This is a genomic window from Nocardia sp. NBC_01329 (assembly GCF_035956715.1).
Classification (GTDB): Bacteria; Actinomycetota; Actinomycetes; order Mycobacteriales; family Mycobacteriaceae; genus Nocardia.
The window spans coordinates 1,725,590-1,750,595 of record NZ_CP108381.1 but is presented as its reverse complement, the minus strand read 5'-3'; the positions used below and the strand labels follow the sequence as shown (position 1 = coordinate 1,750,595).

The following is a 25,006-nucleotide window of genomic DNA, read 5'->3' as shown; positions in this document are numbered from 1 at the left end:
GATCAGCCCTGCCGAACCGGGATGTGCACAGGTGGGGTGAACGGGCCGGGCGGCGGTTCGACCGCCGCGACATCGACCTCGACGATCGCCGGACCGCGCGTCGCCACCGCGTCCGCGAACGCCCGCTCGAAACGTCCGGAGCCCTGGACCAGGGTGTAGGGAATATCGAGCGCGGCCGCGAGCAGATCGAACCGAGGCGTGAACAGGTCGACTCCCGATCGGTCGAAACCGTTGGCCTCCTGCATATTCCGCAGTACGCCGTAGCCGCCGTCGTTGAAGATCACCACGACACACCACGCACCGCTGCCGGCGAGCGAGGCGAGTTCGCCGAGGTGCACGGCGAGGCCGCCGTCCCCGGCGACAACGGCGGTCGGCACCTCGGGCCGACCGAGCGCGGCACCGATCCCCATGGCCAGTCCCTGCCCGATACCACCGCCGAGGGGGAAGATATTGGTCTCGCGTTCGTAGAACGGGAGCAATCGATTGCCCCACTGGCTGGAGGGGATGGTCACATCGCGCGCCACCACGGATTCGCGTGGCAGTACCGACCGCATCCCTTCGCAGATCTCGGCGTAGCCGCCGATATAGGCCGCGAGCGCCGCGCGAACCGCCACCCTGGTGTCGGTGACCCGTGCTGACCACCCCGGATCCACCGACGTGCTCGTCAGGCCGTCGTTGATCGCGGCCAGGGTTGTCGCGGCATCCCCGACGATGCCGACCTTCGCCGGATAGATCCGGCCGATGGACGCCGGATCCACATCTATCTGGATCTGAGTGACAGGTAACCGGAGGTGGTAGCTCTTGGTCTCGTTGGAGCGGAAGTGGGTACCGATCGACAGCAGCAGATCGGCCTCCGCGAGCAGCGGCGCGACCTCCGGCGCGGACGCGAAATTCCCGATCACCAGCGCGTCGTCCTCGGGCACGATCGCCCGCCCCGAATTGCTGGTCAGCAAGCCTGCCCCGAGAGTGTGCAGCAGGACGGCCAGCTCGGTCTTCGCGCCGGCCGCTCCCCCACCTACCCAGAGCAGGGGACGCTCGGCCGCCGAGAGCAACGCGACGGCCTCGGCGATCGCGGCGCTGTCGGGTACCGGCGTATCGAAAGCCGGCGGCTCGTACCCGCGCTGATCGGCCGGATGCGCCAGATATTGCAGATCCGAGGGCCATTCGACGCTGGCCGGGCCCTGCGGAGCGGCGAGGATATGGGCGATAGCGGTTTCCAGATCCGCTTCGACATCTTCTGCCCGTTCTATGGTCGCCGCATAGCGGGAGACGGCGTCGAGCATCTGCAGTTGTTTGGGCACCTCGTGGATAACGCCCCGCGTCGACCCGCCGGAGCCCAGGTACTCGCTCTCGATCTGGCCGGTCACGTGCAGCACCCGGCTACCGGCGGTCAGTGCTTCGAGCATGGAGCCCGCGGCGTTACCGGCGCCGGTACCCGTGCTGGTGATCGCGATACCGATCTTTCCGGTCGCGCGCGCGTACCCGTCGGCGGCGTTGACCACCGCCGCCTCGTGGCGCATCTCCACGAACTTCAGCTCCCGCGCCACCGCTTCGACGAGGGGCAGATTGTGGATGCTGATCACGCCGAACGCGGTGTCGATGCCGTGCCTGCGCATGACAGCGACGAGCACATCGCCGCCGGTGGGCTCCTTCGCGCCGGGCCTGTCGGTGGTCGTCATGGTGTGTCCTCCGGAGAGATCTGGGAACGGCGGATCCGCCGGGCTGATGGTCAGATGTATCGGCCGACGCCACCGCCGACGTCGATGCTGGTGCCGGTGGTGTATCCGCTCAGTGGTGAGAGCAGGGTGACGATGTGGAACGCGACCTCGTCGGCCGTGCCGAATCGGCCCAGCGCGATACCGCGGTCGGCGGCGATCTCCGCGCTCCACGCGGTGTAGTCGAGCGCGGTCCCCGAGGTCTCGAAACGGCGGCGCCACTGGCCGGTGTCGACGAGCCCGAGCAGCACCGAGTTCACTCGGGTCCCGTCCGCGGCAAGCTCCTCGGCCATGGAATGGGTGAGGTTGAGCAGCGCGGCCCGCGCGGCCGACGTGACGGCCAGGCGAGGTTCCGGCTGGCGGGAGAGGATCGCGTTGACGTTGACGACGGCGCCGCGGTCCGCGGCAGCGAGCAGTGGGCGGGCCGCGCGCACCGGATTCCACGAGCCGAAGATCTTCAGGTCGAATTCCGCGCGGATCTGCTCGTCGGTGGTCTGCGAGAGCGGCGCCATGAGGGAGCGTCCGGCATTGCACACCAGCCCTTCGATACCGCCGAAATGCTCGGCGGCGGAACCGATGAAGGATTCGACCTCGCCGCGGTCGGTGACATCGCAGGAGGCCAGGTGGATCCTGTCGGGATCGACATTGTCGATCGAGTCGATCGCGGCCCGTAACCGGTCCAGATCGCGGGCGCAGGCGGCGATCCGGGCGCCCTCGGCGATCAGCATCCGTGTGGTCGCCAATCCGACACCGGAGCTCGCGCCGGTGACCACCACGGTACGGTCGGTCAGTTGCAGATCCATCGAGGGTCGGTCTCCTTGTGCGGGGATGGTTTCGGAAATTCCGGAAACGGTCAGTTCATGACGAACCCGCCGTCGACCACCAGAGTCTGGCCGGTCAGGTAACTCGCCGCGTCCGACAGCAGGAACTGCACCGTGCCCGCGACATCGTCCGGGGTCTGTTCGCGGGACAGGACCTGGTTGTCGGCATAGAGCCGATAACGTGACGCCGGCACCGTGGCCGTCGCCTCGACCCGGGTCAAACCGGGTGCGACGGCGTTGACCCGCAGCCCGTGCGGGCCCCCGTCGCGGGCCATCGTGCGGGTCATCGCCATGACCGCGCCCTTGGAGCCGACATAGTGCACCAGGCGCGGCGAGCCGTACAGGGCGGCGTCGGAGGCGATGTTCACGATGGCGCCGCCGCCGCCGCGCACCAGCTGGGCGAAGAGATGCTTGCTGACCAGCCAGGTCCCGAACGTATTGACGGTCATCACCTTCTGGAAGAACCCCTCATCGAGTTCCCAGAACGCGTCACCCCCGACACCGTCGGCGAGCGCCGCATTGTTGACCAGCGCGTCCGCGCCGCCCAGGGCCTGCGCCTTGTCCGCGAGGGCCACCACCGAATCACGGTCGGCGATATCGGTGACCACCGAGGTGACGTCGTACCCCTTGTCCCGCAGCGAATTCTGCGCACTTTCGGCCAGCTCGGCGCGCATCTCCGCGATGACGACCCGGTCGCCCGCGGCGGCCAGCCGCTCGGCGATCGCGAAACCCAGCCCACGGCCCGCTCCGGTGACCACGATCAGTCTGCTCATTCGCCCAGTTCCTTCCAGAACCGCAGGATGTGCGCGGCCGTCTCGACCGGCTTCTCCTGCACTGCCGCATGACCGGCGTCCAGGATCAGCCCGAAGCGCGCTCCTGGAATCGCGTCGGCGAGCAACCGGGATTCGTCGACGCCGGTGACGATGTCGTCCGCCCCGACCAGCACCAGCGTGGGTGCCGCCACTGCGGCCAGGCTCGGCCCGGTATCGGTGCGGGCCATGAATTCGGCGGCGGCGGCGTAGCCCGGCAGGCGGACTCGCGCCATATCGGACTCCACCGCGCGCGCGATCCCGGCGTCGCAGGCGGTCGAGACCAGCCGTCCTGCCCGGGCCGCGGCGAACGCCGGTCCGCCGAGTTCACGCAGTTCACCGATCCGTGCCCGCATCCCCTGCGCCCGCTGCTGGTTCACCCCCGAGCCGCGGGTGCTGTCGGCCAGTACGAGCGAACGGACCGCCGCCGGATTCGCGGCGGCGACCGCGGTCGCGATCACCCCACCCCACGACGTGCCGAGCAGATGTATCGGCTCGGCACCGAGCTCGGCGATCAGGTCCGCGACCACCACGCCGTGGTCACAGCGCTCGGTGGATCCGTCCGAGCTCGGTGCCGGATCGGCGGACCGCCCGTATCCCGGCGCGTCCCAGCAATACGTGCGGTAGCCATGCGAGCTCAGCACCTCGGCCAGCGCCCCGCAGGCCGCGGCGCTGCCGCCGATGCCGTGCAGGAGCAGCACCGGATCACCCGCACCGCGGACCTCGAGCGAGATCCCCTGTGCCGAAACCCATCGGTCCACCTGGGCAGCCGGCTCGGCCGTGACGGTCACGGCCGCACCCTCCACATATCACTGCCCCCGTAGAAATAGTCGTCGATGCCGGGAGTGACGCGGGCGCGGTGCCCGAGGTCGGGTACTCCGGCCATCGCCGCGCGGACCGTGGTCGTCGGCGGACCCGCGGTACCCCACTGGTCGGAGAGTTCGGGCGTACGCTTCCAGGTCCGGCACAGCCAACGGTCTTCGTCGATCTGGGCCACTTCGGAGGTGTACTCACAGACCAGCCCGGCCGGATCGGTGAAGTACGAGAAGGTGTTGTCGCCCGGTCCGTGTCGGCCGGGACCCCACTGCGGGACGATGCCGCTGCGCTGGAGGCTGCCGAGACCACGCATGAAGTGGTCGAGACTCTCCATCTCGTAGGCCACGTGGTTGATCGAGGGGAATTCGGCCTGGTTCAGCGCGATGACGTGATGGTCGGAATTACAACGCAGAAAGGTCATCTGGTGTTCGGACCAGTCCGAGATCCGCATGCCGAGCACCTGGGTGTAGAAGTCCGCAGTGCGATCGATATCGCTGGTGTTGAGCACGATATGGGCGAGCTTGCGGGGAATCGCCCGGCGACCTGCCGGTTCCCGCGCGGACACGGCGAACGTATCGGCGGACAGTTCGAGGCAGCGGCCCTCCGGATCGATGAGTTGCAGACCGTAGCCACCGCCTGCGTCATCGAGCCTGCCGGGCTCGCGCAGGAGGGGGATGCCGAGCTTCTGCAGGGCGCGGGCCGCGTCGTCGACCTCGCGCGGCGTCCCGAGCGCGAACGATATCCGGTCCAGTGCGTTGCCGGTGCCGGCGCGCAGTTGCAGCACGTGGTGCTCGCTGCCCGTGGCACGCAGCCAGAAGGTGTCACCGTCTTCGTCGACGGTGCTCAGACCCCAGGCTTCATGGTAGAAGTCGCGCGAACGGGCCGGGTCGGGCACCGTGACCGATACCGACCGCAACGCCCGGAGAGCGCAGACCGGTGTTCCGGAGAAACGCATGATCGACCTTTCTTTCGAGGGTGGCCGGTTACAGGTCGAGGACGAGTTCGGCGGAGCGGCAGCGGGAGACGCAGACGAACATGGTGGCACCCGTCTGCTGTTCCTCGGGTGAGAGCAGGAAGTCCCGGTGTTCGATGTCGCCCTTGACGACGCCGACCTCACAGGTCCCGCAGATACCTTCGGTACACGAGCTCTCGACCGGTACACCGGCGTTGTGCAGCGCACTCAGGACCGAGACATCCGGGCCGACCGGGATCCGCCGACCGCTGCCGGCCAGGACCACGTCGAAGGCGGTGTCGGCGCCGGTCGTGATCGGTTCGGGTGCTTTGAACCGCTCGATACGCAACTGTCCGGGGTCGGCCAGCGCGCCGGAGCAGGCGGTCATCAACGACTCGGGGCCGCAGCAGTAGGCCACGACATCGTCGTCGATATCCCCGAGCAGCCCGTCCAGGTCGGGGTATCGACCCGCTGCCGCGTCGTCCGCGTGGATCGTCACGCGGTCGGCGGGCAGGGAGTCGATCTCGTCGAGAAACGCCATCGTCGACCGGGATCGTCCGGTGTAGAGCAGCGTCCAGTTCGCGCCGTCGCGATGCAGGTTGCGCACCATCGAGAGGATCGGAGTGATTCCGATCCCGCCCGCGACCAGGATGTGCCGGGCCGCGACGCCGAGCGCGAAGTTCTGGCGGGGCCCCTCGACCTCGAGGAGCCCGCCGACCGGCAGGAGGTCGTGGATATAGGTGCTGCCGCCCCGAGAATCCGGCTTACGCAGCACTGCCACGGTCCACCGCGACCGGTCCGCCGGATCCGAGCAGAGCGAATATTCCCGGACGAGCCCGTTCGGCAGGTGCAATGCGAGGTGCGCACCTGGTTCCCAGCTGGGCAACTCGGCACCGGCCGGGTCGGCCAGCGTGACGCTGATGACGCCATCGGCTTCCCAGGTCTTCTGCTGGACGCGCAGCGTCCGCCTCATCAGCTCGTCCATCGGGCTCTCCTCGTACTTCTTCGCGTGCGCTATCAGCGAGTGACGCCGAACATCTCGGAGCTGGGCGGGTAGGTGGGCAGTTGTGGCTTGGGGGTGCCGATGATGACGCAGAACAGCGCGTCGGAGTCGGAGACGTTCGCGAGGCTGCGCGGCACCCCGGCGGGTACGCGGATCAGGTCGCGGTAGCCGAGCGTGCGCACCGCCTTCTTCGTCCCGTCCTCGACATCGTGGACGGCGACCTCGATTTCGCCTTCGAGAACGTAGAAGACCTCTTCGACGTCGTGGTGGGTGTGCTCGGGGCCGACCGCGCCCGCGGGCAGGCGCATATTGGAGAAGGTGAAGTGGTCGGCTGTGATGATGTTGTTGTCGGTGTCGTGGTTGCCGGTGGCACCGGAACCGATGTAGCGGATCTGCGCCCGCTTGAAACGGTCACCGCCCTTGGCTGCCTGGAACCCGAGCGTGTCCCAGTCCTCGTGGCGGGTGCCGGCGGCGGCGATGCAGGAGTCGATCAGGGCGTCGAGGTCGACGCCGGTCTTTTCGGTGCTGGACATGATGTGTGCCTTCCTCTGTAAGTGATCGGGGTGTGCGGGTGCGTTACCCGCGGTGGGCGATAGCTTCGATCTCGACCGTCGCGCCGTAGGGCAGCGCGGCGACCTCGACGAACGACCGTGCCGGACGCGGTTCGGCGAACACCGCCTCGTAGTGCCGGTTCGCCTCGTCCCGCAAGGCGACGTCGGTGACGAAATAGGTGGTCTTCACGACGTTCTCCAACGTCATATCGATGGTCGAGAGTCGCTCGCTCAGCCGGGCCATCGCGGCTTCGAGGGCCGCCCGGCGGCCGGGGACCGCGATACCGTCCGCGTCGACCGACAGCGCGCCGGAGACGAAACCGAAGCCCGCGATACCGAAGGCCGGGCTGTAGGGATGAGCGCTCATGGTGCTCCCTTCTCACAGACCTGCCCAAGGCAGCGGCTGCCCGGACACGTCGAGGTAGATGCTCTTCTGGTTCATATAGGACCGGATTCCGTCGCGGCCCTTCTCGGTGCCGATACCGCTGTCCTTCAGCCCGCTGAACGGAGTCGAGATACTGAACTGCTTATAGGTGTTGATCCACACTGTTCCGGCCTGCACGGCGCGGGCCGTCCGCCAGGCGCGCCGGTAGTCCGCGGTCCAGATCCCACAGGCCAGACCGAACACCGTGTCGTCGGCCTGTTCGACGACGTCGGTCTCGTCCTCGAACGGCAGCACGACGGCGACGGGTCCGAAGATCTCCTCCTGGCAGACCGGTGCACTGTTCGGGACGCCGGTGAGCACCGTGGGCAGGTAGTACGCACCCGCCGCGAGCGCGGGATCCGCGGGGACGGCGCCGCCGCACAGCACCGTCGCGCCCGCGCGCACCGCGTCGTCGACCATCACCGCGACCCCGTCCCGGTGCTCGCGCGTGACCATGGGCGCCACCTGGGTTCGTGGATCGGTACCCGGGCCCACCCGCAGTGTCGTGGTCGCCGCGACCAGGCGGTCGACGAAGTCGTCGTACACCGCGCGCTGCACGAACACCCGGGACCCCGCGATACAACTCTGGCCCGACGAGGAGAAGATGCCGTACAGGACCCCGGCGAGCGCCTGATCGAGGTCGGCGTCGGCGAATACGATGGTGGGCGATTTGCCGCCTAGCTCGAGGGTGATCGGCATCAACTTCTCCGCGGCGATATGTGCCAGCGCGCGACCGGTCCCGGTACCACCGGTGAACGAGATCTTGCCGATTCCCGGGTGCCGGGCGAGTGCGTCGCCGACTGTCCGCCCAGGGCCGGGTAGAACCGACAACAAGCCGGGCGGTAGGCCCGCCTCCTCCGCCAGCCGAGCCAGCAGCAGGGTCACCCACGGCGCCCACACCGGTGGTTTGGCGACGACCGCGTTGCCCGCGGCGAGGGCCGGGGCGATCTTCTGCGCGTCCGAGGCGATCGGCGAGTTCCACGGCGTGATGGCCCCGACGACGCCCATCGGCTCGTGTGTCGCGAAGGTGAGGAACGGTCCCCGTCGGGGTGTGACCGCTTCCTCCATCGTCTCGAGGGCCGACGCCATGAACCGGAAGGTGGCGGCGGCGCTGCGCGCGAGTGCGCCGGTCTCGGCGAGAGTCTTTCCGGTGTCGGTGGTTTGCAGTGCGGCGATGCGGTCGGTGTTGGCCTCGATCGCGGTACCGATCCGGTACAGGACAGCTGCGCGCTCGTGCGGTAGCAGTTCGGCCCAACCAGAACTCGCGACGGCCCGGCGGCCGCCGTCGACGGCCAGGTCGACGTCGCTCTCGACTGCGCCGTGCAGGTGGGCGAAGGCGCGGCCCGTCGCCGGATCGACCGACTCGATGAGCGTGCCCGAGCCGCGGACCCACCGGCCGGCCACGAAGATCTCGTCGGTCGTATCCGGCACCGATGCCGCCGTCCGCGACCGATCCGGCTCCGCGGCGTCGGCGGTCCGAACTTCCGTTCCGAACGTGGAGTTACCGCTCGCCGACTGCGGCGAACGAGTGCTCGTGCTGCTCTGTAAGTCCATCGGAGTCTTCATCCGTTCCCTCTGTCGCAGCGCTTGTCCGGGGCGGCCTGGGCTCCGAATCTCTCCAGTAAAAGAGTCTGAGCTAAAAGATACTTACCGTCAAGATGTCTGCGTGAACTTGTCGTAACGGGCCCGGCCCGGGCCCTTCCGGGTACTCGACCCAGCGTCGGGCGGACCGGTCAGCCAATGAGATTCGGACAGCCGGTCAGGTGGGCCAGGGTCCGCAGGATCGAGTACGGCACCACCGCGCTGGTACGCGGATTGTCCGCACTCGGCAGATTCTCGATCTTGATCGAGTACCTGCCGATCGGGCCCGACGCCTCTATCTCGTGACAGGTCAGGTCCGCGTCCGGATCGGCGTACAACTCGACCGCCACCGTCTCCCAATCGCTCACCGCGAAACTCACCGCGGCGGCGACATTGAGCGATTTCGGAAACAGCCGCGCCGCTTCGGCCGGACTGCCCGCGAAGACGCGCAGCCGCGTCGCCGTGGTGCTGATCCGGTGCCGCTGCGCCGCGTCCATCCACGGCTGCACCAGCGAACCCGGCGATTTCGTCGACCGAACGAGTACTCGTTCGAAAGGCGCCGCGTCGCGGGCGGCGGCGAGCAGATCGAGGCCGCCGACCGCGCCGTGCGTGCACACGACCCGCCCCGGACCGCATCCCGCGATCCGCTGCGCGAACGCAGGATCCGACAGCGCCCCGACCGACGACACCAGCAGGTCACATCCCGCGTCGACCACTTGCTGAGCGACCTCCCATACCGCCTCTTGCGAAGCACATTCGACCACCACGTCCGCGACCGCGAGCGCCTCCCCGAGGACGAGCGCAGGCGCCGGGAGATCCTCGACCGGTGACCGATTGACGATCCCGATCAGTTCGGCACCGGGTACATCCCCCCGGATGAGCCGGTCCACCACGACCGCACCGATACTCCCGTAACCGAGCACGCACACCCGCACCGGATCCCGGCCACCGATCACCGCGGCGGCGGGCGGCGTACCGTTCATCGCGCGTGGCGGATCGGTGACCTGCGGTCGGCGGACACCGCGGCGCGGGCGGAGGTATCGCATCATCGCGACACCCCGGCTTCACGCGCCGCGATCGCCTCGTAGACCCGTTGCGGTGAGAGCGGAAGTTCGGTGATCTGCGCACCCACCGCATCAGCGACAGCCTGAGCGATCGCACTGGCGACGGGTAGCATCCCACCCTCCCCCATGCCCTTGCTGCCGAACGGGCCCGCACCGTGACCCTGCTCCTGGGTGATCGAGACGAACCGTTCGGGGACATCCTCGGCGAGCGGCACCCGGTACAGCAGCGCCTCGGCGTTGAGCAGTTCGCCGTCCGGACCGTATCGGAGTTCCTCGAACAATGCCTGCCCCAGACCGAACACCGCGGCCCCTTCGTCCTGGCCGCGACACGCGATCTTGTTGATCACCTTGCCGGCATCACCGCTGACTGCCAGCTGCAGCACGGTGATCCGGCCGGTTTCGGGGTCGACCTCGACTTCCGCGGCCGCCCAGCCGATCTCCCAGAACACGCACGGCGCCTCGAGTGGAGCACGGCGATCGTTACGCGCCTTGTAGAAACCGTCGGCGGAGAATTCGAATCCGGTGTTCCCGAAGACTTCCATGATCATCGGGAAAAGGTCGTGTACCGCCCCGTCGGGTGTGTGCACATGCCAGTCCACGAGTGCGAGCCCGGCGGGTTCGACGGCGAGTTGCGCACCGGCCCAGTCGAGTACCTGATCCCGGAGATTCTCGGCCGCCGTCCGCACCGCCTGCCCCATCACCGCCACTCCAGAGGACGCGTTGGTGCCCTGGTCGAACGGCGTGTTGTCGGTGTCGATACGCGCGTAGGCCACCCGGGCGGGATCGCAGCGCAGCACCTCGGCGACCAGTTGCGCCATCGCCGAGTGCCCGCCCTGCCCCATCTCGGTGAGCGCGCAGTTGAGCAGAACGTCACCCCGGGTGGTGACCTTGACCCGTGCCATCGCCGGCTTGTTGATTCCGCCGCCGTCCTTGACACCGACCGAAACGCCCATCCCCCGGTTCCCGGTCCTGGCGCGCTGGTGGTAGCCGATCGCGTCGGCCACCACTCGCATCCCCGCCACCAGATCGGAGTCGATGCCGGATTCGCCCGGAACGAATTCCTCGCCGAGCGCCTTGAGGTTGCGTACCCGCAGTTCGTACGGATCGAGTCCGAGGCGATCCGCGATCAAGTCGACCTGCCGCTCACTGGCCCACGTCGCCTGAGTGCCGCCGAATCCGCGGAAGGCTCCGGCCGGGACGGTGTTGGTGGTGACGACCTTGCACACCGAATCGATATGCTGCCAACGATATGCGCCGGGCATCCGGTAGCCGGCCTTCTCCGCGACGGCCGGACTGTGCTCGGCGTAGGCACCGCCGTTGAGCAGCACCGTCGATCGCCGCGCGATGAACGTTCCGTCCGCCCGCACACCCGATTTCACGATAAGTGTCGCCGCATGTTGGGACACCGTGAGGAACACCTCCTCGGTGGTCATACAGAATCTGACCGCCCGCCCGCCGCTGAGCTGCGAGAGCCGGATCGCGACCGGATCGGCCTTGGGCCCGTTCTTCGCGCCGAAACCGCCACCGATCAACGGCACATGGACGCGGATCCGGTTCTCCGGCAGCCCGAAAACGCGGGAGAGCTCCTTGCGGAGGTTGAACGGCGCCTGCGTCGAGGTCCACACCTCGATCTCGTCGGCGCTCGCCTCGGCGACGGTCACGAACGGTTCGAGATGCATATGGTTCATCCGCGAGAAGTGGAAGGCGTCCTCGAAGACGTGGTCGCAGGTGTCCCAGACGTCGGACGAGCCGGTGCTGTACCGGAACTCGTAGCTCACGTTCGGTTCACTGCGCAGCGACGCCGACGCACCCTGCCCGTACTTCGGGATCACACCGAACGGCTCGTCCGGATGGATGACCGGCGCGGAATCCGCGAGCGCCTCGTCGACGGTGAACACCGCCGGCAGTACCTCGTACTCGACCCTGATCAGGTCCAGTGCCGCGAGCGCGGTGCGCTCGTCGACGGCGGCGACCCCGGCCACCACGTCACCGACATATCTGACGACGCCGGTCGCGACCACCGGCTGATCCTTGACCATCGTCCCGTAGCACTGCAGCCCGGCGATCTCGTCCTGAGTGACGATCGCGGTGACACCCGTGAGCGCCCGCGCGGCCGAGATGTCGATGGAGACGATGCGGGCGTGCGCGTGCGGGCTGCGTAGTACTTTCGCGTGCAGCATGCCCGGCCGCACGATATCGGCACCGTACACAGCTTTTCCGGTGACCTTGGCTGTCGCGTCCGCACGCGGTCCGTCCCGTCCGACCAGCCGGTGTTGCGGAGGAGCCGTCGGCAGCTCCTGGATCCGGTATCCGCCGTTCGCTACCCGGTCGTCGACAACGTCGTTGCGGGCCTCGGTCCGCGGACTTCGGGTGATCGACCGATCCGATACGGTCGTCATACCCGATCCCCGTCCTGCGCGGCGGTGAGTTCCGCTGCGCGTTCGACGGATTCCATGATCATCTCGTACCCGGTGCAGCGGCAGGTGTTCGAACTGATCCAGTCGCGGATCGTGCCGCGGTCGGGCCGGGGTTCGCGGCGCAACAGACCGGTGGTCAGCATCAGCATGCCGGAAGTGCAGAAACCGCACTGGTAGCCACCACATTCCGCGAAAGCCCGCTGCTGCGGCGAGAGAGTTCCGTCCGCGGCCGCCAGCCCCTCCACGGTCTCCACCGACGCGCCGTCGACCGCGAACGCGAATGTCGAACAGGACGCGACCGGAACATCGTCGACGAGTACCGTGCAGGCACCGCATACGCCGCGCTCACACGAACCCCGCACGCCCCGGCAGCCGAGATTCTCGCGGAGGACATCGAGCAGGACCGCATTGGAATCGATTCTGCAGTTCTGCTTTTCGCCGTTCAGACTGAACTCTATCGATATGTCGAGCGCACCCCGAGGCGCTGGTGCGCCGGCCACGCTCGTCTCGGTATCAGGATCACTCATGCGGTTCGTCCTCACGATGGTGGGTGGCAACGGCCGCCGCGCAGAGCAGCCTGCGGGCGAGCACCCCGACCAGGTGTCTGCGGTACTCGGCGGACCCGGTGTAGTCGGCGATATCGGCCGGGAGTTGCGCGGCGAGCACCGACGCGGTCCGGGCCGGGTCGATATCGGCTGCCGTTCCCACCTGCGTATCGGCGCGCATCGAGATGCCCCGGCGGTATTCCGACCCCGCGGTGGCATGGACGGACAGGGTGGCGTCTTCACCCCGGCGGATCGCGACGGCGACCGTCGTGGTCGGGCGCATCGAACGCTCGTACCCGAACCACACCAGATCCGCGGTGGACACGGCGATATCGGTGAGCAGCGCGGTGGTGTCGTCGGTCCACAGTTCGCCGGTGCCCAGAGTGCGGCCGTCCGAGATCGACAACCGGGCATCGAGGGCACCCAGTAGCAACGGCATCTCGTAGCGATAGCGTCGTGCCATCAGATTCCCGCCGACTGTGCCGGTGTACCGGATCCGGACAGTGGCGATCCGCGACCACGCCGCCGCCAGCCCGGGGATCGCCGCGGCGACGATCGGACTGGTCGCGCCCTCGTGATGGGTGACCATCGAACCCAGGCGCAGTACACCGGCATCGTGTGTGATCGCCGCCAGGCCCGCCACTGTCCGCAGCGACACCAGCGCCCGAGGCGCGCAGCCCTCACGGATCCTGGCCACGAGATCGCTGCACCCGGCACCGATCACCGCCTCCGGGTCCGCTGCGAGCACGGCCTTCACCTCGGCGACCGACTCGGGGCGGTACAACCGGAACGGCGCGAGAGCCGATTGGCTCTGTGCGACGATTCCGGATCCGTCGACCGTGGCCCGCATCAGTGCGCCTTGCTCGCCACCGAGTCGCCCGGGTCGTCGGCTGCCGCGCCCTCACCACGCAGCAGCCTCGTCACCTGCGATCGGATCTCGACGAATCTCGGATCGGTTTTGGTGGTGATGTGATCGCGGGGCCGCGGCAGGTCGACCTCGATCGTCTCGGCCACGATGCTCGGCGGCTTCGACAACACGATGATGTGATCGGCGAGATAGACGCTCTCGTCGATATCGTGGGTGACGACCAGGACGGTGATCCCGAGTCTCGCCTGGATCGTCAAGAGCAGATCCTCGAGTTCGGCGCGGGTCTGGGCATCGACCGACGCGTACGGCTCGTCCATGAGCAGCAGCTTCGGATGGCTGGCCAGCGCTCGGGCAATGGCGACGCGCTGCTGCATACCGCCCGACATCTGCCAGGGGTAGAGCGTCTCCTTGCCCGACAGACCGACCGCGTCGATGGCCTCCTGTACCCGGGCGGCGCGCTCCGGCCGCGGCAGATGCCCGAGCGGGAAGGCGATGTTCTTGTCCACCCGCATCCAGGGGAACAGCGAGCGCGCGTAGTCCTGGAACACCATGGCCAACCCGGCGGGTACGCCGGACACCTGCCGCCCGTCGAAGGTGACCGCACCGGTCGTCGGCACGTCGAGTCCGCTGATGATCCGCAGGAGGGTCGACTTGCCGCATCCGGAGGGCCCGACGATAACGCTGACCTTTCCGGTACGGGCGACGGCGCTGATATCACGGACCGCGAGAGTGGTTCCGTAGGACTTCGAGATGCCGGTGAGGACGAGCTCCGCGGACGTGGTCGTCACATCTGTACTAGTCATTTTGCTGAGTCACTCCTCGGTGCCAGGCCAACGCCCGCCGTTCGACGAACACGAAGATGAAGTTGAGTGCGACGCCGAGTGCGGCCAGCACGATCAGGACGGACCAGAATCCGGTGTAGTCGAAGTCGCGCTGGGTCCGGATCAGGAGATACCCGAGACCGTTCTCGGCCTTCTGCAGTTCGGAGATGATCATGATGATGAGCGACAGCGACATCGCGGTCCGCACGCCGGCGAATATCTTCGGTCCGGCTCCGGGAAGGATGATGTGGGTCAGCACGTTCCAGCGCGAGATCTTGAACACCGCGGCCGCCTGCATCCGGCCGATCCCCACGCTCTGGACACCGTCGATCGTGTTGAACAGAATCGGCCAGACCACAGAGAACGCGATGAGGAAGATCTTCGGGCTGTCCCCCGTTCCGAACAGGAAGAAGAACACCCCCAGCAGAGCCGGGCTGGGCAGCGACCGGCCGAGGTGGATGAGCGGCTGGAACAGCGCCGTGAGCACGGGAACGACGCCCAGCGCGACACCCAGCGCGACACCGATGACAACGGCCAGCAGCAGTCCCGCCATCGCACGATAGACGCTGGGGAGGAAGTGGTCGAAGGTCGCGTCGCCGAGGAACAGACGGCCGGGGTCGGTGCTGAGGAAGTCGGTGAAGACCCGCTCGAAAGCCTCGAACGGCGGAGCGACGATCAGCGAACCGACCTCCGACTGCGACAGCCCCCACCACGCGGCGAGGATCAGCATCGGAACCAGCAGCCGGATGCCGGCGTTGCCCAGCAACGGCGGCAGGGATGCGCGTTTGCGCGCGGCCGAGGTGGCGGCGGGAGTCGTCGCCCCCGGCCGAACCGTCGACGCGGCGAGCCCGGTCTCGTCGGTCGATGCGACCATCACTGGGCCAGCCCCTTCTTCCATGCGAACACCTTGTTGTCGAGGGCGGTGAAGGCAGTGCTCACCGCCAGGCCGAGAACCCCGGCTACCAGCGTCGCGGCGTACACGGTGTCGAGATTGGTCGCGTTCGCGCTGTTGAGCAGGATGTAACCACCGATTCCCTGACCGTTGCCGATCAGCAGTTCCGCGCTGACGGCGACGATGAGTCCGATCGACGCGGCGATCCGGATCCCGGTGAACGCGAACGGAAGTGCGCTGGGAATCTTGATCCGACGCAGGATCGCGATCCCCGAGAGACCGAAGGTCCGGGCCGTCTGCACAGCAGTGGCGTCGGTGGCACGGACGCCGTACAGAGTGTTCAGCAGGATCGGCCACATACACGCGAGAGCCACCGTGATCGAGAGCGGCAGCATCCCCGACCCCAGCAGCAACACCAGGACCGGACCCAGTGCGACCGACGGCAGCACCCGGAAGATCTCGACCGGGAGTTCGAAGGCGAGGAACACCTTCGCGAAGGCGCCCATCAGGCCACCGAGCACCATCCCGGCGACGGTCGCGATCAGCAGGCCGAGCATCCATTCGCGGAGAGTGAACCCGACCTCCTGCCAGAAGGCCTGATCGCCGAACAGTGCACCGGTCTCCGCCAGAACCCGGCTCGGAACGGGCAGACCGGGCGTGGAGATCAATCCGGTTCGGATGACCAGTTCGGTCAGCGCAGCCGTCCCGAGCACGCCCACGATTCCGTAGGCGATCCGCTGATTCCGGCCGAGCGGCTCACTGAGGAGAGTCATATCAGTCCTCGAGCGTGATGACATGCGAGGTGACGTCGAAGCCCTCGGGGACCCGCCCCTGCGCGCTGAGCATATCGGCGACGGACTGCATCTTCGCCGGATCCATACTCGACACGAAGATCGGCAGCGACATCGACTTGGCCACCTCCGCGGGAACCTTCGCGACACCGGGCAGCCAGTTGCGGAAGTCGGCTTCATGGGCGGAGATATCGGCTCCCGCGGCGTAGATCGCGCGGGCGAACGCCGCGGTGGTGTCCGGGTTCGCGTCCACGAAATCGTCACCCGCGACGAAGATCGACGCCGGCAGTGCGTTGTTGGGTCCCGTCGTGAGATCCGCGATCTCCCGCATACCGGCGCCGCGCGCGGCCGAGGAGAACGGCTCTGGGGCGTACCCGACGTCGATCGATCCGGCCTGCACCCCGGGCAGCATCTCGGGGAACGGCACCTCCACGTACCGCGGCTCGATATCGGCGCCCTGGTCGGCCGCGAGGTTGGCGATGGTGACATCGCCGATGTTGTTGGTGGTGTTCACACCGACGGTCTTGCCGTCGATATCGGCGAGGGTTTTGATCGGCGAATCCGGTTCGACATAGAGAATTCCGCTGCCGTCACCGAGCGACGCCGTATGCGCGACGGTCGTGATCGGTGTCTTGCGGGACTGCGCGATCGCCGCGGATATCGAGTTGGCGATGCTGAAGTCGAGTTCACCCGAGGCGACCTTCTGGATACCGATGGGCCCACCCTGGATCGGCTCGAGCGTCACGGTCAGCCCCTCCTTCTCGAAGAAGCCTTTCTCGTCCGCCCAGTACACCGCCGCGTAGTCGGCCAGCGGAAGAACGCCCACCGAGACCTCGGTCTGCTCGAGTGTGCCGTCGGTCGCCGCGGCGGTGCGCTCGCCCGAACTGCTACACGAGCTCAGAACCAATGCGGAACCGGCCAGCAGAGCTGCTGCCGCGAGGCGGATTGTCGTCATGAACGTCTCCTGTCGGGACGATGGTGGCGACCGGGCTGGGGTTCACCGCGGTTGCCGAACATCTTGGCTGCAAGAGATTTCTACTTCCTTACCGCTAAGAGGTCAACGGTCGATGCGCGCGAATTCGATGATTAACAGCCGGTTAACCCCACCGGAATCTGCGGCCCCGAATGGAGAGATGCAGGTCACACCCAAGATTGCGCCTGTGGCCTCCCTCACGGAATGCACTGAAGACGTTTCGCGAAGCCACCCCGAAAACGACGAACGCTCCCAGATCGTGAGATCCGGGAGCGTATCGGAACCGGCAGTCAGGCGGTGCGATCGACCGCGACCCCCTCCTCCGCCGGGAGCGCGGCCATCCGCAGCGACCCCTCGAGCACCGTGAGCAATCCCGCCAGTCGAGCCTTCTGCTCGGGGTCCAGCCCCACCAGCATCCGCGCGAGTTCGGCGAAGTGCGCGTCGGCGACACGGTCCACGAGGTCGCGCCCCGCATCGGACAGCGTCACATAGACCACCCGGGCGTCCTCCTCGTCGCGTTCCCGCAGGACCAGCCCGGCCTCCTCCAGCCGGTTGACCCGCAAGGTCAGGCCGCCCGTCGTGACGAGCGTCTGCTTCGCCAGCTCACCCGCCGTGCGCCGGAACTCCGGTTCCGCGCGACGCAGGCACGCGAGCACATCGAATCCCGCCTCATTGGTGCCGAACTGCTCGAACACACCATTGATCCGGGAGCGATAGAGCAGGAAGCTGCGGTGCATCCGTCCGAAGATCTCCAACGCGGAGACATCCAGCTCGGGCCGCGACTGGGCCCATTGCCGGATGATCTCGCCGACACCGTCCGAGTTTTCCGTCACTGCCTCTGCCACAACCCATCTCTCGTCGCCGACCTTGCTTACCTTTGCGCAAAGGTACTGTACGATCTTTTCTATCATCCCACCAGCGCGGGACTCCGGTGATCGTCTCGCCGGAGCGGCAAGGTCGCGGAGTCGACCCGAACAACGGCCAACGGCCACGAACCACGTACCGTTCGCGGCAGTGCGGCCGGGACCCGGACCGGCAAGACTAGGCAGAGGGTAGTCCGGATGCACGAGGTGCTGAAAACAGTGGCCCGATGGCAGGCAGCCGGAATCGACTGTGCCCTGGTCACGATCATCCGATCGACGGGCTCGATTCCCCGGCCAGTCGGCACTCTCATGGCCATCGCGCGGGGCGGGACCGTCGTCGGCAGTATCTCGGGAGGCTGTATCGAGAGCGATGTCTTCCATATCGCCACCGAGGTGATGGACACCGGAAACGCGACCGTCCGCCGGTACTCGGCAGACGACGCCGGCGCCGGATCCGTCGCACTGATGTGTGGTGGCTCGATGGAAGTCCTCGTCCAGCGCGCGAGCACCGAGGATCTCCCCGGCCTCGAGCTGATTGCCGACAGCGTCGCGGCGGGCCGGCCGGTCGGCACGGCAACGGTCGTCTCCGAAGGCGCCCACCTGGGCAGGTCGATTGTCGTGACGGGCGCCTCGTGGGCGGGCACCTGCGGCGACCCTCTCCTGGATGCGGCTGTCTCCGCCCGAGTCACCCGGCACCTCGAAACCGGGACAGTGACGACCGTGCAGCTGGGCGGGACCGGGGACTGCGCCGGAGACACGCTGTCGGTGCTGATCTCGTCGATCGCTCGGCCGCCGAGCATGTTGGTGTTCGGTGCGGTCGATTTCGCCCACGCGCTCGTCCGAACAGCGAAGCTCCTGGGATACTCGGTGACACTCTGCGACGCCCGGCCGGTCTTCGCGACACCCGAACGCTTCCCGGAAGCCGACGATGTGGTCGTCATGTGGCCCCAGGACTACTTGAAGAACGCGGCGATCACTCCGTCCACCGCCATCTGCGTTCTTACTCACGATCCGCGCTTCGATGTTCCGGCACTCGAGATCGCCCTCCGGTCCGACGCGGGTTACGTCGGCGCCATGGGTAGCCGACGGACACACACCGACCGAATCGAACGCCTCCGCGACGCCGGGGTGACCGAATCCGAGCTGAGTCGCCTGTCTTCCCCGATCGGTCTCGATCTGGGCGCCGCGACACCGGAGGAGACCGCCATCTCCATCCTCGCGGAAGTCATCGCGCTGCGCCGCGTCGGCAGCGGAATGCGGCTCGGACAGATCTCCGGTCCGATCCACCCCTCAGAACCCGACCGCACGGACAGCCGAGACTTGCCGGGAACGGCGACCGGAAACCGACAGGTGAGCGGTACCTGATTGCCCGAAGCCGGAGGGCATGCCAGGCTGTTGACGTGCTGTTCGCCGAGGTCGCCGCCGCATCCGCCGATATCGCATCGGCGTCGGCACGGCTGGCCAAGACCCATCGCCTCGCCGAGCTGCTGAGCCGCATCGCAGCACACGGCGACGCCCGACTGGTCGCGGTGACAACGTCCTGGCTTTCCGGTGAACTGCCGCAACGCCAGATCGGCGTGGGCTGGGCGGCGCTGCGGTCGCTGCCGCGGCCTGCTGCGACGCCGACGCTCACGGTCGCCGATGTCGACGCGCGGTTCACTCGAATCGGGGCGGTCGCCGGGAAAGGGGCCCGATCCGCGCGCCGAACTGGTGCGCGATCTGTTCGCGACAGCGGCCGATATCGAGCAGATATTTCTGCGCCGCCTGCTCAGCGGTGAGTTGCGTCAGGGCGCGCTGGCGGGAGTGATGTCCGACGCGGTCGCCGAAGCCGGCGGTATACCCGCCGCCGAGGTGCGGCGGGCGGCGATGCTGGCCGGCGCCCTGCCCACCGTCGCGGCCGTCGCTCTCACCGAAGGCCGACCGGCACTGGCGGAATTCCGGCTGCGCCCGGGGCAGCCGGTCGGGCCGATGCTCGCGCAGACCGCACCCGGGATTGCCGAGGCGCTCCAACGACTCGGCGGCGCGGCCGTGCTCGAAGCCAAACTGGACGGCGCGCGGGTGCAGATCCACCGCGCGGGGCCGGCGGTATCGGTCTATACCCGCAGTCTCGACGATGTCACCGGCCGACTCCCCGAGGTCGTCGCGGCCACCCTCGCCCTACCCGCTACCGATCTGATCGCAGACGCCGAGGCCATCGCGCTGCGACCCGACGGACGCCCGCACCGTTTCCAAGTCACCGCCGCCCGGTTCGGCCGCAAACATCCCGGCGATCTCGAACCGCTGTCGGTGTTCTTCTTCGACCTGCTTCATCTGGACGGCAGAGACCTCCTGGACCTGCCCACCCGGGACCGGCTCGCCGCACTCGACGGGCTCGTCCCCGGCGCCCAGCGGGTCGACCGACTGGTGACCGCCGACACCACTGCGGCACAACAGTTCCTGGACCGCACACTGGCCGCCGGACACGAAGGTGTGATGGCGAAATCGCCCTCGGCACCGTACGACGCCGGTCGCCGCGGCGCCGGCTGGCTCAAGGTCAAACCCGTACACACCTTGGACCTGGTCGTTCTCGCCGTCGAATGGGGTTCCGGCCGGCGCACCGGGACCCTGTCCAACATCCACCTGGGCGCTCGCGATCCGGCCGCCGGCGGATTCGTCATGCTGGGCAAGACGTTCAAAGGGATGACCGACGCCATGCTGGACTGGCAGACCGGACGCTTCACCGAACTCGCCGATGGCTCGACCGAGGGGCATGTCGTACGACTGCGGCCGGAACAGGTCGTCGAGATCGCCTTCGACGGGGTGCAGGGTTCGACCCGCTACCCGGGCGGCCTGGCGCTCCGGTTCGCCCGCGTCGTCCGCTACCGCGACGACAAATCCCCCGCCGAGGCCGATACGATCGACACCGTTCGCGCACTCTACGAGCGGGGCGATTGAGAGCCTTGCCCCGCACGCGGCGTCAGGGCTTACCGTCGGGCCGGTTGCGGCGGAGTCAGAAAGACCCGGGCGTCAGTGGCCAGAGCCGACATCTGTTCGCCTGCTTCGATCCACGTAGTCACCGTGACCCGCCACGACGGGGAGAGCAGCTCGGGAAGGAGGGTCCAGTCCAGCTGGATATGTCCGCCGGAGCTGAACCCGGCCTCGAGGGTCAGGTTATTGGTTTTCCAGGTTCGTCGACCGGTCCAGCCGCGAAAGTCGGCGACGAGTTCGTCGAGGAAGTCGACCAGGTCGTCACGCTCCCAGGGCGAGAACAGGACGCCGTCGAACCGTGCCCGCAAGCCGTCGGCGACCAGCTCCACTGCCACATATATCTCGTAGTAACCGGCATAGATCTCGCCGACGCCGGCGAAACGTCGATCGCTGAATCGAGCCCGCACGCAGGGATCCTCCGAGCATCGGACCACAAGTTCGGACTGATCCGCACCGTCGGGACGCGCGAAGGTCACCGTCGGAGGATATCTGTTGTGAGCCGATCTGTTCCGGCATGGCCGGCCGGGTAGATCATCGTCGCACCCTCGTCCGCACCGCCTCAGGTGCGGAGTGTCCGGCGACCTCAATGGTCATGCCCGCACCGCGCAGCCGTGCGGTGAGGGCGTCGCCCATGGCTGTCGCGGGGGTGACTATCCCGACTGTGCCGGGCAGGTGGGCGCGGTCGAACGCCAGGCACAGTCCGCTCTCGGCAAGCATCACCGCGGTCGCCTGATAACCGGGGTCGCCCTGCCCGGCGAAAGTCGCCACGTATCGCGCGCCCGAGGAGGTGTGGGCGTGCGTGGTCATGCGGAACCATCCTGCGGCGCGTGCCTTTTCATCCGGTCCGGTGCCCGGTTCGGGCAGAACTCGATCGAGCAGTTCGCGCCCCGGCGAGGATTTGGACAACACCGCGACCGCGCGCATCCCGGCGATCACACCGCCCGCCGCCGCGGCGGCGATCAGCGGCGCCGCGGCGGAGGTTCCCGCGTCCATGACCTCCCGGTAGCGGAAGTTCTTGCCGTAGACCCAACCGAGCAGACCGTTGCTGCGGCGGACGATCTTCGTATTGTGCGGCGCCATGACGAAAGTGCCGACCCAGCCTTTCAGGCCGGGGGCGATACCGGCCGCACGCTGAAGCGCGTGATCGGACTGGCGACCGACACGCGGATCCCGCGCTGTGTCCGGGCTCAGCGAATACGGATCCGATATCACCGCCTTTTTCGACGGGTCCGCGGCGATGGCCTCCCACATGGCCCGGGCCGAATCGATGGTGCCGCCGCTGACACCGCCGTGGACGGTTGCGACGAGGGTCGTATCCGCGAGTTCGCCGGCGTGATCCGCGGCAACCGCCCGATAGAGCTGGTGGACGCTCAGGTCCGAGGGAATCGAGTCGAAACCACAGGAATTCACGATCTTCGCGCCCGTGGCGACTGCCCGATCATGGTAGCGGTCGATCGCCTCTCTGGTGAAGATCGATTCTCCGGTGAGGTCGGCGTAATGAGTCCCGCTCTGCGCGCAGGCCGCCACCAGCGGTAGGCCGTAGCGCTGATAGGGCCCGACGGTGGTGATCACGACAGCAGTACGGGCGGCGAGGGCCTCCAGTGCACTCCGATCTGCGGCGTCGGCCACTACCAATTGCCAGTTCGCGGCGGCGGGGCCCAGGCCGGTGCGAAGTGCGCGTAGTTTCTCCGCTGAACGTCCGGCCAGTGCGATACGTGCGGTAACAGGCGCGGCGTCCACCAAGTACTGCGCGGTGATCGTGCCGACGAAACCTGTTGCGCCGAAGAGGACGAGGTCGAATTCCCAATTCTCGGTCATGGCTACCTGCTTTCGATATCGTGCGGTGTCCCGGTCTTCCCGTGTGGGCTCACGGTGTTGTCAGGGCGAGGACCGGTCGCATGCGGGTGGCACGGACACCGGTCACCGAGGTGGCGGTAAGCGCGACCGCGAAACCGGCCGCGACGATCGCGGGGTACATCCACCACGGGCCGCCCGGTATCGGCGATCCGGTCTTGACGATGCTGTAGGGGACGATGGTGGCCGCCGCCGCGATCGTGCCGAGCACCATCGCGATGGCCGCCGCGACTGCGTTTTCGATCGCCACCATGCCCAGCACCTGAGGCCGCGACGCCGAAGTCGACTGGAGCAGGCCGAACTCCCGGCGGCGCTGCCAGGTGGCGGCGATCAACGAATTGCTGACGGCGATCGAGCTGAACGCGATGATCATCGCTACGACCAGATAGTTCGCGGCCGCGAACTGCGGTCCGATGGCGTCCGGCACCCGACCTGCGATGCTGTCCTCGGTGCTCTGCATGTACAGGGTGCCGGTGGCGACGCCCACGAGCAGGGTCAGCGCACCGACGACCGTAGTCGCGTCCGAGGCACGAGCACACAGATTACGCACGGCAAGGCGGCCGACGCTGCTCGGCACAAGATTCGCGATTCGACCGAGCGACCCGACGATCAGTGGACTCAACAGCGCCGCGCCGATCGCGACAGCGATACACGCGGGGCCGGCTACCGCGGCGAGTAGCGGTCCGTCGGACGCGAACAGCGTGCCTGCCCCGGAGCCGATGCCGATCAACAGAAACGCCACGCCGGCGAATGATTTCGCCCGAGAGACACCGCCGGTCGCCGCACCCGACGCGTCGGCCAGCGCGAGTACCGGCGCCACCATACCCGCGCGCCGGCCCGCGAACACCGCCGCCACCATCGCCGACAGTAAGGAGATGAGCGCACCCGCAGCCACGGTCGCCGCGCTCACGGCAAGCCGGACCGGCTCGTCGACCACGCCGACCGCGACCATCCGATCGAGCAGGAAGGCACCGAGCCCGATACCCGGGACGAGGCCGAGTACCACCGCGGGCAACGCGACCGCGCTCGTCTCCACCAGCACCATCGTGCGCACCTGCTCCGGCACCGCGCCGATCAATCGGATCAGTGCCAGTTCCCGATTGCGCTGCTGGACAACGAGAGTGATCGTGGAGGCAATTCCGAACACCACGACGACGACGGTCCAGCCACCCATGATCGCCGCCAGAATGCCGAGTGAATCTCCGCCGCCGTCCGGCACGGCGATACCGGTCTCGACCAGCGCGGCGAACGCGGTCAGCAATGCCGTTCCAGCACTGATCACACACGCGGAGGCGATATACGCAGCGGCGCGGGCCCGTACCGTACTCAGGGCGAAACGCCACATCGTCATCGGACCCCGGCCCGCTGGGAGAAGCCGCCGGCCAGCCGCGCCATCCGGGCCGCCACCGCGTCCGCGGTGGGCTGCGGCAGCACCTCCACGACCCGCCCGTCCGCGAAGAACACCACAGCATCGGCCACCGCCGCGGCGACCGGGTCGTGGGTGACCATCACGATCGTGCGTCCCGCACGGTCGACCGCGTCCCGTAACAGGCCGAGCACGTCCGCGGCGGCGCGGCTGTCCAGGGCGCCGGTCGGCTCGTCGGCGAAGATCACGGCGGGTGTACCGAGCAGCGCGCGGGCGATCGCCACCCGCTGCTGCTGACCACCCGACAGCGCCGCGGGCCGCGCCTGCGCATACTGCTCGAGACCGAGCCGGGCCAGCATGTCGCGCACGGCATCGGCGGGGATCGGCCGGGAGGCGAATTCCATGGGAAGCGTGACGTTTTGCGCCACGGTCAAGGTCGAAACCAGATTGTAGGACTGGAAGATGAAACCGAGCCGGTCGCGACGCAGGCGTGTCAATGCGGCCTCGTCCAGCGCCGTCAGCTCGACTCCCTCGATCGAGACCGATCCCGAGCTCGGCCGGTCCAGCCCCGCCGCGCATTGCAGCAAGGTGCTCTTTCCCGAGCCGGACGGCCCCATGACGGCCGTGAAGGTCCGGCGTGGGAAACCGAAGCTCACACCGTCGAGGACCCTGGCCGCGGTAGGCCCCTCCCCGTACACCTTCACCACTTGACGCAACTCCACGCTGTAGCGCGCGGGCATCGCCTCCGAAACGTCTCCTGAGTACACCGTACGAGTCATAAATACATCGTACGGTGCATTGGGAATCTTCGCGAGATCGCCTGATTATATCGTCTTGATCTGCACATATACAGGCAGAGTGACTATTTTCGACACAACTACGCCCACGAGGTAGACTTTCGTCACCGCCCGGA

23 protein-coding genes and 1 pseudogene are annotated in these 25,006 nt (G+C 67.7%); 2 read left to right on the top strand and 22 right to left on the bottom strand.

All coding sequences use genetic code 11. The features are described 5' to 3' along the window. Nucleotides 1-2: 2 nt before the first annotated feature. From OG405_RS08135 to OG405_RS08050, 18 genes are all read right to left on the bottom strand, one after another. Complete coding sequence (locus OG405_RS08135; protein WP_327150998.1) at nt 3-1,679, bottom strand: thiamine pyrophosphate-binding protein; 1,677 nt, start codon at nt 1,677-1,679, stop codon at nt 3-5. A 50-nt stretch (nt 1,680-1,729) separates the two neighbouring features. Further along, complete coding sequence (locus OG405_RS08130) at nt 1,730-2,518, bottom strand: SDR family oxidoreductase (RefSeq protein ID WP_327150997.1); 789 nt, start codon at nt 2,516-2,518, stop codon at nt 1,730-1,732. A 50-nt stretch (nt 2,519-2,568) separates the two neighbouring features. Beyond that, nucleotides 2,569-3,309, bottom strand: a complete 741-nt coding sequence (locus OG405_RS08125; RefSeq protein WP_327150996.1) for an SDR family oxidoreductase — start codon at nt 3,307-3,309, stop codon at nt 2,569-2,571. Beyond that, on the bottom strand, nt 3,306-4,136 hold the full coding sequence (locus tag OG405_RS08120) for an alpha/beta fold hydrolase (protein WP_327150995.1): 831 nt from the start codon (nt 4,134-4,136) through the stop codon (nt 3,306-3,308). Before OG405_RS08120 ends, OG405_RS08125 begins: the two co-directional genes overlap by 4 nt. After that, nucleotides 4,133-5,116, bottom strand: a complete 984-nt coding sequence (locus OG405_RS08115) for a VOC family protein (RefSeq protein ID WP_327150994.1) — start codon at nt 5,114-5,116, stop codon at nt 4,133-4,135. The genes OG405_RS08120 and OG405_RS08115 overlap by 4 nt, the downstream gene beginning before the upstream one ends. A 28-nt stretch (nt 5,117-5,144) precedes the next feature. After that, on the bottom strand, nt 5,145-6,098 hold the full coding sequence (locus tag OG405_RS08110) for a PDR/VanB family oxidoreductase (protein ID WP_327150993.1): 954 nt from the start codon (nt 6,096-6,098) through the stop codon (nt 5,145-5,147). A gap of 32 nt (nt 6,099-6,130) precedes the next feature. After that, nucleotides 6,131-6,649, bottom strand: coding sequence for a cupin domain-containing protein (locus OG405_RS08105; protein ID WP_327150992.1), 519 nt, complete (start codon nt 6,647-6,649; stop codon nt 6,131-6,133). A gap of 43 nt (nt 6,650-6,692) precedes the next feature. After that, entirely contained in the window at nt 6,693-7,034 is a 342-nt protein-coding gene (locus OG405_RS08100; protein WP_327150991.1) for a RidA family protein, read from the bottom strand. A 12-nt stretch (nt 7,035-7,046) separates the two neighbouring features. Next, nucleotides 7,047-8,522, bottom strand: a complete 1,476-nt coding sequence (locus OG405_RS08095) for an aldehyde dehydrogenase (RefSeq protein ID WP_327150990.1) — start codon at nt 8,520-8,522, stop codon at nt 7,047-7,049. 302 nt (nt 8,523-8,824) lie between these two features. Then, nucleotides 8,825-9,721, bottom strand: a complete 897-nt coding sequence (locus tag OG405_RS08090) for an aspartate dehydrogenase domain-containing protein (protein WP_327150989.1) — start codon at nt 9,719-9,721, stop codon at nt 8,825-8,827. Then, nucleotides 9,718-12,135, bottom strand: a complete 2,418-nt coding sequence (locus OG405_RS08085) for a xanthine dehydrogenase family protein molybdopterin-binding subunit (RefSeq protein ID WP_327150988.1) — start codon at nt 12,133-12,135, stop codon at nt 9,718-9,720. The genes OG405_RS08090 and OG405_RS08085 overlap by 4 nt, the downstream gene beginning before the upstream one ends. Beyond that, entirely contained in the window at nt 12,132-12,680 is a 549-nt protein-coding gene (locus OG405_RS08080; RefSeq protein ID WP_327150987.1) for a (2Fe-2S)-binding protein, read from the bottom strand. Before OG405_RS08080 ends, OG405_RS08085 begins: the two co-directional genes overlap by 4 nt. Then, a complete protein-coding gene (locus OG405_RS08075; RefSeq protein WP_327150986.1) occupies nt 12,673-13,548 on the bottom strand; it encodes an FAD binding domain-containing protein in 876 nt (291 codons plus the stop codon). Before OG405_RS08075 ends, OG405_RS08080 begins: the two co-directional genes overlap by 8 nt. Next, nucleotides 13,548-14,369 (bottom strand): ABC transporter ATP-binding protein, encoded by an 822-nt coding sequence (locus tag OG405_RS08070; protein ID WP_327150985.1) that lies wholly within the window; start codon nt 14,367-14,369, stop codon nt 13,548-13,550. The genes OG405_RS08075 and OG405_RS08070 overlap by 1 nt, the downstream gene beginning before the upstream one ends. After that, nucleotides 14,362-15,285: an ABC transporter permease gene (locus OG405_RS08065; RefSeq protein WP_327150984.1), complete on the bottom strand. Its 924-nt coding sequence runs from the start codon at nt 15,283-15,285 to the stop codon at nt 14,362-14,364. Before OG405_RS08065 ends, OG405_RS08070 begins: the two co-directional genes overlap by 8 nt. Then, nucleotides 15,261-16,052 (bottom strand): ABC transporter permease, encoded by a 792-nt coding sequence (locus OG405_RS08060; protein ID WP_327150983.1) that lies wholly within the window; start codon nt 16,050-16,052, stop codon nt 15,261-15,263. The genes OG405_RS08065 and OG405_RS08060 overlap by 25 nt, the downstream gene beginning before the upstream one ends. Before the next feature lies 1 nt (nt 16,053). Continuing rightward, nucleotides 16,054-17,025 (bottom strand): ABC transporter substrate-binding protein, encoded by a 972-nt coding sequence (locus OG405_RS08055; protein ID WP_327150982.1) that lies wholly within the window; start codon nt 17,023-17,025, stop codon nt 16,054-16,056. Nucleotides 17,026-17,333: 308 nt separating this feature from the next. Then, complete coding sequence (locus OG405_RS08050) at nt 17,334-17,876, bottom strand: MarR family winged helix-turn-helix transcriptional regulator (protein ID WP_327150981.1); 543 nt, start codon at nt 17,874-17,876, stop codon at nt 17,334-17,336. A 228-nt stretch (nt 17,877-18,104) separates the two neighbouring features. Here OG405_RS08050 and OG405_RS08045 point away from each other — a divergent pair, with 228 nt between their 5' ends. Together OG405_RS08045 and OG405_RS08040 are read left to right on the top strand one after the other, a co-directional pair. Further along, nucleotides 18,105-19,271, top strand: coding sequence for an XdhC family protein (locus OG405_RS08045; protein ID WP_327150980.1), 1,167 nt, complete (start codon nt 18,105-18,107; stop codon nt 19,269-19,271). A gap of 35 nt (nt 19,272-19,306) precedes the next feature. Beyond that, nucleotides 19,307-20,840: pseudogene (locus OG405_RS08040) on the top strand (ATP-dependent DNA ligase). A gap of 29 nt (nt 20,841-20,869) precedes the next feature. On the opposite strand, the gene OG405_RS08035 reads toward OG405_RS08040, so the two are convergent. The 4 genes from OG405_RS08035 to OG405_RS08020 are packed head-to-tail and all read right to left on the bottom strand — an operon-like array spanning nt 20,870 to nt 24,872. Beyond that, nucleotides 20,870-21,349: a DUF6228 family protein gene (locus tag OG405_RS08035; RefSeq protein ID WP_327150979.1), complete on the bottom strand. Its 480-nt coding sequence runs from the start codon at nt 21,347-21,349 to the stop codon at nt 20,870-20,872. 55 nt (nt 21,350-21,404) lie between these two features. Next, a complete protein-coding gene (locus tag OG405_RS08030) occupies nt 21,405-22,691 on the bottom strand; it encodes a saccharopine dehydrogenase family protein (RefSeq protein WP_327150978.1) in 1,287 nt (428 codons plus the stop codon). Nucleotides 22,692-22,740: 49 nt separating this feature from the next. Beyond that, complete coding sequence (locus tag OG405_RS08025) at nt 22,741-24,078, bottom strand: FtsX-like permease family protein (protein WP_327150977.1); 1,338 nt, start codon at nt 24,076-24,078, stop codon at nt 22,741-22,743. Next, entirely contained in the window at nt 24,075-24,872 is a 798-nt protein-coding gene (locus tag OG405_RS08020) for an ABC transporter ATP-binding protein (protein WP_327150976.1), read from the bottom strand. Before OG405_RS08020 ends, OG405_RS08025 begins: the two co-directional genes overlap by 4 nt. Nucleotides 24,873-25,006 lie beyond the last annotated feature (134 nt).

What these genes read in the sequence shown, in the direction of transcription:
- OG405_RS08135 (WP_327150998.1), bottom strand. Translation starts at nt 1,679, where the DNA reads ATGACGACCACCGACAGGCCCGGCGCGAAGGAGCCCACCGGCGGCGAT.
- OG405_RS08130 (WP_327150997.1), bottom strand. Translation starts at nt 2,518, where the DNA reads ATGGATCTGCAACTGACCGACCGTACCGTGGTGGTCACCGGCGCGAGC.
- OG405_RS08125 (WP_327150996.1), bottom strand. Translation starts at nt 3,309, where the DNA reads ATGAGCAGACTGATCGTGGTCACCGGAGCGGGCCGTGGGCTGGGTTTC.
- OG405_RS08115 (WP_327150994.1), bottom strand. Translation starts at nt 5,116, where the DNA reads ATGCGTTTCTCCGGAACACCGGTCTGCGCTCTCCGGGCGTTGCGGTCG.
- OG405_RS08110 (WP_327150993.1), bottom strand. Translation starts at nt 6,098, where the DNA reads ATGGACGAGCTGATGAGGCGGACGCTGCGCGTCCAGCAGAAGACCTGG.
- OG405_RS08105 (WP_327150992.1), bottom strand. Translation starts at nt 6,649, where the DNA reads ATGTCCAGCACCGAAAAGACCGGCGTCGACCTCGACGCCCTGATCGAC.
- OG405_RS08100 (WP_327150991.1), bottom strand. Translation starts at nt 7,034, where the DNA reads ATGAGCGCTCATCCCTACAGCCCGGCCTTCGGTATCGCGGGCTTCGGT.
- OG405_RS08090 (WP_327150989.1), bottom strand. Translation starts at nt 9,721, where the DNA reads ATGATGCGATACCTCCGCCCGCGCCGCGGTGTCCGCCGACCGCAGGTC.
- OG405_RS08085 (WP_327150988.1), bottom strand. Translation starts at nt 12,135, where the DNA reads ATGACGACCGTATCGGATCGGTCGATCACCCGAAGTCCGCGGACCGAG.
- OG405_RS08080 (WP_327150987.1), bottom strand. Translation starts at nt 12,680, where the DNA reads ATGAGTGATCCTGATACCGAGACGAGCGTGGCCGGCGCACCAGCGCCT.
- OG405_RS08075 (WP_327150986.1), bottom strand. Translation starts at nt 13,548, where the DNA reads ATGCGGGCCACGGTCGACGGATCCGGAATCGTCGCACAGAGCCAATCG.
- OG405_RS08070 (WP_327150985.1), bottom strand. Translation starts at nt 14,369, where the DNA reads ATGACTAGTACAGATGTGACGACCACGTCCGCGGAGCTCGTCCTCACC.
- OG405_RS08065 (WP_327150984.1), bottom strand. Translation starts at nt 15,285, where the DNA reads ATGGAAGAAGGGGCTGGCCCAGTGATGGTCGCATCGACCGACGAGACC.
- OG405_RS08060 (WP_327150983.1), bottom strand. Translation starts at nt 16,052, where the DNA reads ATGACTCTCCTCAGTGAGCCGCTCGGCCGGAATCAGCGGATCGCCTAC.
- OG405_RS08055 (WP_327150982.1), bottom strand. Translation starts at nt 17,025, where the DNA reads ATGACGACAATCCGCCTCGCGGCAGCAGCTCTGCTGGCCGGTTCCGCA.
- OG405_RS08045 (WP_327150980.1), top strand. Translation starts at nt 18,105, where the DNA reads ATGCACGAGGTGCTGAAAACAGTGGCCCGATGGCAGGCAGCCGGAATC.
- OG405_RS08030 (WP_327150978.1), bottom strand. Translation starts at nt 22,691, where the DNA reads ATGACCGAGAATTGGGAATTCGACCTCGTCCTCTTCGGCGCAACAGGT.
- OG405_RS08025 (WP_327150977.1), bottom strand. Translation starts at nt 24,078, where the DNA reads ATGACGATGTGGCGTTTCGCCCTGAGTACGGTACGGGCCCGCGCCGCT.
- OG405_RS08020 (WP_327150976.1), bottom strand. Translation starts at nt 24,872, where the DNA reads ATGACTCGTACGGTGTACTCAGGAGACGTTTCGGAGGCGATGCCCGCG.